This window comes from Halodurantibacterium daqingense (genome assembly GCF_042666235.1).
GTDB classification, from domain to species: domain Bacteria; phylum Pseudomonadota; class Alphaproteobacteria; order Rhodobacterales; family Rhodobacteraceae; genus Halodurantibacterium; species Halodurantibacterium daqingensis.
Map to the genome: position 1 here is coordinate 39,727 of NZ_JBHTFQ010000017.1, position 7,602 is coordinate 47,328.

The following is a 7,602-nucleotide window of genomic DNA, read 5'->3' on the forward strand; positions in this document are numbered from 1 at the left end:
CAAGGGTTGGAACGCATAACGCTAGATGACGCCTTCGCCCTCCAGGCGCTCGAGATCCTCCCGAGAATGCCCGAGCCACTTGACGAAGACCTCCTCGTTGGCGTCCCCGAGCGGCCGGCTCGGCTCGATCGGGATGCGCGGCACGCCCCTGATGTTCAGCGGCGTGTGCGGAAGGTTCACGTGACCGAGATCGGGGTGATCGATCGCCTGCAGCGCGCCGCGGGCGAGCATGTTGCGGTCGTTCATCACCTCGCCGAGGTTGCGCACGGGCGCGCAGGGAACCGACTGCTCCAGCATGGCGGCGGCCGCATCGTCCTTGGTGCGGGTCCGGATCCAGGTCTCGAGCAACTCGTCGACCTGCTCGTGGTTGATGACGCGGGCGGCCCTAGTCTTCAGCCGCTCATCGTCCTTCAGGTCCTCGCGCCCGATGACCCTGAGGATGGACTGCCAGTGGTGGTCCGCCGGCGCGTTGACGACGACGTAGCCGTCCCTGGCCGGGTAGGCGTTGTAGGGCGCCACGCCCAGCCCACCATGCCGATTGCCCGTGCGTTCGGGCGCGGCATCTCCCAGCGCATGATACATTCCATAGTTCGACGCCAGGGAACAGTAGGTGGCGTCCTGCATGCTGACCTCGACGATCTTTCCGGTACCAGTTCGCTCGCGGTGGTAAAGCGCCATCATGATGGCTGAGTGCAGGTGGATGCCCGCGAAAAAGTCGCAGAGAGCGGCACCGGACTTCACGGGCGGGCCATCCTGAAACCCCGTGGAGTTGATCACCCCGCACATCGCCTGCATCACCAGATCCATAGCGGGGTAGTTCCGATAGGGACCGTCGCTACCATAGCCGGAGCTAGACCCGTAGATCAGCCGCGGATTGATCTTGAGCAGCGACTCTGCCCCAAGTCCGAGCCGCTCCATCACCCCAGGGGAGAAGTTTTCTACCAGCACGTCGGCCTTGCTCGCCATCTGCCGGAGCAAGTCCTTGCCGCGCTCAGACTTCAGGTTTAGCGTCACCGGCTTCTTGTTCGAGTTCAGCATTGCGAAGGGATAGGCAACCCCGCCCAGATCACCCCGGCTGCGCAGATTTTCTCCGGCTCTTGGCTCGACCTTGATCACCTTGGCTCCACCCAGCGCCATCAAGAAGGTTGCGTAGGGCCCGTTGTAAATTTGCGTGAGGTCGAGAACCGTCAGCCCCTCAAGTGGATAGCCCTGCGCCGCCTCTTGCTCTGCGTGTTCCAATGCGCGCTCCAGCATCCTTACCTCCGCGGGCAGTTCAAAACTGCCACGACCCAGCGATCATCCTCGTCCGATAAATCATATAGATTATTACGCGGGATCGTCAACCCCCCTGTGCGATTCTCGCGGCCGTGGTGACGTCGCTGGCCACAATCGACTTGCCTCTCTAAACAGTTATATCATATGGTTCGATGTGGCACTGCAGAAGGGCATTGACGGGAGAGGCCGCTTACGTTGGCTGAGTAATCGAGGTGGAGAATGAATGAGATTTTTTCGCCAGTTTCATTGAATAAGACGGAACAGGTAGCGCGGATGCTGCTTAGCCGCATAATTAACAGCGATCTCAGGCCCGGCAGCTCATTCGGCACGGAGGCCGAACTTCTAGCGCAGATGAACGTTTCGCGCCCAACACTACGCGAAGGTCTGCGTATACTGGAATCCCAAGGCGTCCTGACCCTGCGCCCCGGACCTGGCGGGGGAATTATCGTGACAAGACCTAAGGTGGACGTAATTGCTCATGCGATGTCCGTCTACCTTCGGCTCAACAACGTCCCGTTCGCTGAGGTCCTCAAGGCTCGGATAGCAATCGAACCCGCGTTGGTTCGTGATGCCGCATCGAATGGGACTGAAGCGCATTTCAGTGAGATGGAGCAGACAATTCTCGCGATGGAATCAACTGATTGCTCGGATCAGACGATCTACAACGAGAACAGAAAGTTCCATTCGGCCATCGCGAAAGCATCCCTCAATCCAGTTCTTGAAGCTTTTTGGCTGACCATAAGCATCATGGCGAGTGGAGAAACTGCGAATATTAGGTATAGCAGGAGAAATCGGTCCCACATCATCCAGGCTCACAGGCGCATCCTTGAGGCATGCCGGCAGCGGGATCCCGATGCCGCACAACGGGCCATGTCTGATCACCTGGGTGAGTTGGACGATCTACTGCGAGCGCGCTTTGGAGCGCGCTTGGCCGAGCCTACGCGCATCACCTACAAGGCCGCAAACTCTATCGAGTGAGTTGAGGACTCTGCCGGCGACGCGGCATCAGCTCGCCGACCGTTTGGTCTCCCCGGGTCCTCCTCAGAGATCGCTCCACATAGTCGACCACTGGTCCAACTGCGCACGACAGAGATGCCGATCGCGCTAGCGTGAGGCTGCTATGGCTAGGTCCGCTCTCGCTCCCGCAAGGGCATCTGGACTGCGACCCTGAACAGTCTCCCGCTCGCGTCATCCAGAGAGGCGCCAAACGATCTAATCCAGCATGCGGTACGACGGCTAGGTCACAGCTTCTTCTCGAGCTCGGGCACGATCTGGAACAGGTCGCCGACGAGGCCGTAGTCGGCGACCTGGAAGATAGGCGCCTCTTCGTCCTTGTTGATCGCGACGATGATCTTGCTGTCCTTCATGCCCGCGAGATGCTGGATCGCGCCCGAGATGCCGATGGCGATGTAGAGATCCGGCGCCACCACCTTGCCGGTCTGGCCGACCTGCCAGTCGTTGGGGGCGTAGCCGGAGTCGACGGCCGCGCGCGAGGCGCCCACCGCGGCGCCGAGCTTGTCGGCGAGGTTCTCGACGATGCGGAAGTTCTCCTCGGAGCCAATGCCGCGGCCGCCCGAGACCACGATCTTCGCCGAGGCGAGCTCGGGCCGGTCCGAGGCCGCGACCTTGTCCTCGACCCAGGTCGAGAGCGCAGGGTCATCGGCCGCCTCTGCGACTTCAATGGGAGCGGGCGGCTGGCTGCCTGTCGCAGCGAAGGCCGAGCCGCGCACCGTGATCACCTTCTTCGCGTCGGCCGACTGCACCGTCTGGAGAGCATTGCCGGCGTAGATCGGCCGCACGAAGGTGTCCGGCGCCTCGATCGCCACCACGTCCGAGATCACCATCACGTCGAGGAGCGCCGCAACGCGGGGTGCGACGTTCTTGCCGGTGGTCGTCGCCGGAAACACGATGTGTTCGTAGGGCGGGGCGAGGCGCTCCACGAGCACGGCGAGCGGCTCGGCGAGGCGGTGGGCATATTGCGCCCCCTCGACGTGGAGCACCTTCGTCACGCCGTCGAGTGCGGCCGCGGCCTCGGCGACGCCGGCGCAGTTCTCGCCCGCGACGAGCAGGTGCACCTCGCCGAGCGTGCGCGCCGCGGTCACGGTCTTCGGCACGACGTCGTTCAGGGCGTGGTTGTCGTGCTTGGCGTAGACGAGCACTGTCATCAGAGCACCCCCGCTTCGTTCTTGAGCCGGTCGACGAGCTCGTCAACCGAGGCGACCTTGACCCCCGCCTTGCGCGTGGGCGGCTCGACGGTCTTCAGCACCTTCAGCCGCGGCGCGACGTCGACGCCGTAGTCGGCGGCGGTCTTCTCCTCAAGCGGCTTCTTCTTCGCCTTCATGATGTTCGGCAGGCTCGCGTAGCGCGGCTCGTTGAGGCGCAGGTCGGTGGTCACGATGGCGGGGAGCCTGACGCGGATCGTCTGGAGCCCGCCGTCGACCTCGCGGGTCACGACGGCCTCCTCGCCCTCGACCGCGACCTCAGAGGCGAAGGTCGCCTGCGGCCAGCCGAGCAGGGCGGCGAGCATCTGGCCCGTCGCGTTCATGTCGTTGTCGATTGCCTGCTTGCCCGCGATCACGAGGCCGGGCTGCTCGGCCTCGACGACGGCGCGGAGCAGCTTGGCGACCGCGAGCGGTTCGATGTCGGTCGAGACGTCCTCGGCGGCCTGGATCAGAATGGCACGGTCGGCGCCCATGGCGAGCGCGGTCCGGAGCGTCTCCTGGGCCTGCTTCACGCCGATCGAGACCGCTACGATCTCGGAGGCGGCGCCCTTCTCCCTGAGCCGGATCGCCTCCTCGACGGCGATCTCGTCGAACGGGTTCATCGACATCTTGACGTTGGCGAGGTCGACGCCCGAGCCGTCGCCCCGCACCCGCACCTTGACGTTGTAGTCGATCACCCGCTTGACAGTTACCAAAATCTTCATCGTGCCTCTCTAGATTGCGTCATTAGCCTTGAGACCGTGAGCAGCGCCGGTCTCGGCAGCTTGTTCGATCAGCTACTTCAAGAGCTGGTCACAACAGCGCCTCGTCGAAGGCGAACACCGCTGCGGCGCCCTCGGTGACGGCTGTCAGCCGCGCAGCTACCTGAGGGAGAACGTGGGTGGAATAGAACCGGGCGAGCCCGATCCGCGCCGTCCACCAGGGATCGTCGTTGCCACTGTCGGCCTCGGCGTTTGCGGCAGCGGCTCCCCGGATGAGGGCATGTCCGCCTACCAAGGTCCCCATCAGGTGCAGGAAGGGCACGGCGCCGGCATAAGGCAGGCGTGGATCCGTCGTCCCTCCTTCGAGCAGCACGCGGACCGCTTGGAGGGCGGCGTCGGCGGCGCGGACCAGCGCCGTGCCTTCCATTGCGAGGGGCCCGCCTGCAAGCGCTCGACCCTCTCCAGCGATGGAGCCGATCAGGTCGGAGGCCACTGCGCCCCCGTCCCGGATCACTTTTCTGCCGACCAGGTCGTTGGCCTGGATTCCGGTCGTGCCCTCGTAGATCGTGGTTATTCGGCTGTCGCGCCAGTGCTGGGCGGCGCCAGTCTCTTCGATGTAGCCCATGCCACCGTGGATCTGCATGCCGAGCGAAGCGATCTCGATGCCGCTCTCGGTGCACCAGCCCTTGGCGATCGGGGTGAGCAAGCCGACTCTGCGCCGCGCCGCGGCGCGGGCCTCCGGGTCCGGGTGGGCGCGGGCCACATCGTGAGCCGCAGCGACCTGGTAGAGCAGGCCTCGCATCGCCTCGATCCGCGACTTCATCTCCATCAGCATCCGCCGCACGTCCGGGTGCTCAACGATGCCGACGCCGTCGCCGGTCCAGCCAACGGGGCGGCCCTGTTTCCGTGCGCGTGCGTAGGATCGGGCCTGTTGATAGGCGCGCTCGGCAATGGCGAGGCCCTGTAGCCCGACGTCCAGCCGGGCATGGTTCATCATTGCGAACATGTATTCTAGCCCGCGGCCCCTGTCGCCGACGAGCTCGCCGATGGCGCCTCCGGCTTCGCCAAAGGCCAGAACGGCGGTGGGACTGCCGTGGATCCCGAGCTTGTGCTCGAGCGAGACGCATTTGACGTCGTTTGCCGTTCCGTCCGAAAGCACCTTTGGTACGATGAAGAGCGAAATGCCCTTTACGCCCGCCGGAGCGCCTGGAACCCGAGCAAGTACCATGTGGATGATGTTGTCGGTCAGGTCGTGATCACCGTAGGTGATAAAGATCTTCTGCCCCGAGACCCGAAAGTGATTGCCCTCGGGCACGGCGCGTGTACGAACCGCGGCTAGGTCGGAGCCGGCGAGCGACTCCGTGAGGTTCATGGTTCCTGTCCATTCGCCCGAGACCATCTTCGGCAGGAAGCGCGACCTTTGGTCCTCGGAACCGTAGAGGGCGATCGCATTGGCGGCACCTTGCGTCAGCATGGGACAGAGAGCGAAAGCCATGTTGGCCGAATGCCACATCTCCTGGACAGCCAGGTTCAGCACCTGCGGCAGGTTCATCCCGCCCAGCTCTTCAGGAAAGGAAAGGCCGTTCCAGCCGCCCTCGATGAGCGTGGACCAGGCCTCCGACCAGCCGGGAGTGGTGCGCACGCCTCTTTCGGTCAGCTTGGCGCCGTCCAGGTCGCCCGTGTGATTCAAAGGCGCAAGCACGCCGGCCGCGATCTTTGCCGCCTCAGCCAGTATGCTGTCGATCAGGTCAGGCGTCGCTGCCTCGTAGCCCGGCAGCGCAGCGATCCGCGGCAGTTCTCCGAAGAAATCGAGAGCGAATTTAATTTCCCGAAGGGGCGGATTATAGTCATTCATGTTCCACCCTGATCAGCCCGGACCAGCTGCCTCTTTACCGGCCACACGGAGGCGAGCAGATCATGCACTCCAAGGTGGGCGTGTTCCATTGCGCAGCTCCTCCTTAGGTTCGTCTTAGGCAACGCGCGTCGGTCTGTCAAATCATTTATATCATATCGTGGGCGGGATCAGGCTTCTTCCGCTGTAGAAGACTGCTCCCATATGGGGCGGATCCCGCTCTCCCTGACGCGTCACGACGAGCCAGGCCGAAAGTCGTCTTACCTAGTAAAACAATAGCTTATACCAGCGCCTCCTGAGGCTGACTCACGAGGGGGATTCCCAGCGGCCGGCCGAGCTGATTCAACATGGAGAACGGGGGAGGTTCTTCATGGCGGCGGCGATTGAGCTGAGGTCGGATTACGGCGCGGACGACTTGCGGCGGCTCGCGAGAGCAAGCCGGGATGCGCGGCAGACGCGGCGGCTCCTGGCTCTGGCGGCGATCTACGACGGGGGCTCGCGGACGGGGGCGGCGCGGATCGGTGGCGTCACCTTGCAGATCGTGCGGGACTGGGTGCTGCGGTTCAACGCGGAAGGCCCGTCGGGGCTGGTCGACCGCAAGGCGCCTGGCAAGACGCCGCTCCTGCAGGCGGAGCATCGCGCGGCGCTCGGCGCCGCGGTCGAAGCGGGGCCGAAGCCTTATCTCGACGGGGTGGTGCGATGGCGCCTCGTCGACCTCGTGCAGTGGCTCTGGGAGCGGTTCGGCCTGTCGGTCAGCCGGCAGACGCTCGGCCGGGAGCTGCGGGCGATGGGTTATGCGAAGCTCTCCGCCCGGCCGCGGCACTACGCGCAGGATCCGGAGGCAGCGGACCAGTTCAAAAAAGCCTTCCGGACTCGATCTCGGCGATCCAGTGCGGCTTGCCCGCCGGCACGCCCATAGAGATCTGGTTCCAGGACGAGGCGCGGATCGGGCAGAAAAACAAGATCACCCGCCGCTGGGCCCGCCGCGGCACCCGGCCCCGGGCGCCCCACGACCAGCGCACCCAGTGGGCCTACATCTTCGGCGCGATCTGCCCCGAAGCGGGCAAGGGGGCCGGCCTCGTTATGCCCTATTGCGACACGCCCGCAATGCAGGCGCATCTCCACGAGATCAGCGCCGCGGTCGCGCCGGGCGCCCATGCCATCCTCATCCTGGATCAGGCCGGGTGGCATTTCTCGAGCAGACTGGTCGTGCCGGACAACATCACCCTCCTGCCGCTGCCGCCCCGCTCCCCCGAGCTCAACCCGGTCGAGAACGTCTGGCAGTTCCTGCGCGACAACTGGCTCTCGAACCGGGTCTTCCGCGGCTACGACGACATCGTCGCCCACTGCTGCGATGCCTGGAACGAGCTCATGGACCAGCCCTGGAGGATCAGGTCGATCGGCCTCCGCACCTGGGCCCATGGGTTCTGATCAGCAGGCGCTGGTATTATGCGCTGGAGATGGGGTGGATGCCGCTCTCTCCCCAACGGCGTCGAAGTGCGCCAAGCTTGTGATGCTGAAGTCACAAGAGAAACGAGAGGGCATCCATGAA

General features: G+C 64.3%; 6 protein-coding genes. 2 read left to right on the forward strand and 4 right to left on the reverse strand.

Going from position 1 to position 7,602, the window contains the following annotated elements; translation table 11 throughout:
* Positions 1 to 21: 21 nt before the first annotated feature.
* The gene (locus tag ACFQXB_RS19310) at positions 22 to 1,254 is read right to left on the reverse strand and encodes a CaiB/BaiF CoA transferase family protein (protein WP_377406858.1); all 1,233 of its coding nucleotides are present in this window, start codon (positions 1,252 to 1,254) and stop codon (positions 22 to 24) included.
* A gap of 240 nt (positions 1,255 to 1,494) precedes the next feature.
* Here ACFQXB_RS19310 and ACFQXB_RS19315 point away from each other — a divergent pair, with 240 nt between their 5' ends.
* Positions 1,495 to 2,253, forward strand: a complete 759-nt coding sequence (locus tag ACFQXB_RS19315) for a FadR/GntR family transcriptional regulator (RefSeq protein ID WP_377406859.1) — start codon at positions 1,495 to 1,497, stop codon at positions 2,251 to 2,253.
* Between the two features lie 263 nt (positions 2,254 to 2,516).
* On the opposite strand, the gene ACFQXB_RS19320 is transcribed toward ACFQXB_RS19315, so the two are convergent.
* The 3 genes from ACFQXB_RS19320 to ACFQXB_RS19330 form a co-directional block, all read right to left on the reverse strand.
* The gene (locus ACFQXB_RS19320; RefSeq protein WP_377406860.1) at positions 2,517 to 3,440 is read right to left on the reverse strand and encodes an electron transfer flavoprotein subunit alpha/FixB family protein; all 924 of its coding nucleotides are present in this window, start codon (positions 3,438 to 3,440) and stop codon (positions 2,517 to 2,519) included.
* Complete coding sequence (locus ACFQXB_RS19325) at positions 3,440 to 4,201, reverse strand: electron transfer flavoprotein subunit beta/FixA family protein (RefSeq protein WP_377406861.1); 762 nt, start codon at positions 4,199 to 4,201, stop codon at positions 3,440 to 3,442. Before ACFQXB_RS19325 ends, ACFQXB_RS19320 begins: the two co-directional genes overlap by 1 nt.
* 88 nt (positions 4,202 to 4,289) lie before the next feature.
* Positions 4,290 to 6,053, reverse strand: coding sequence for an acyl-CoA dehydrogenase (locus ACFQXB_RS19330; protein ID WP_377406862.1), 1,764 nt, complete (start codon positions 6,051 to 6,053; stop codon positions 4,290 to 4,292).
* Positions 6,054 to 6,420: 367 nt separating this feature from the next.
* Between ACFQXB_RS19330 and ACFQXB_RS19335 the strand changes: the two genes are divergently transcribed.
* Positions 6,421 to 7,481 (forward strand): IS630 family transposase gene (locus tag ACFQXB_RS19335; protein WP_377406863.1). Its coding sequence is split into 2 segments (ribosomal slippage): positions 6,421 to 6,916 and positions 6,916 to 7,481, totalling 1,062 coding nucleotides; the frame shifts between segments, so codons are not numbered across the junction.
* Positions 7,482 to 7,602 lie beyond the last annotated feature (121 nt).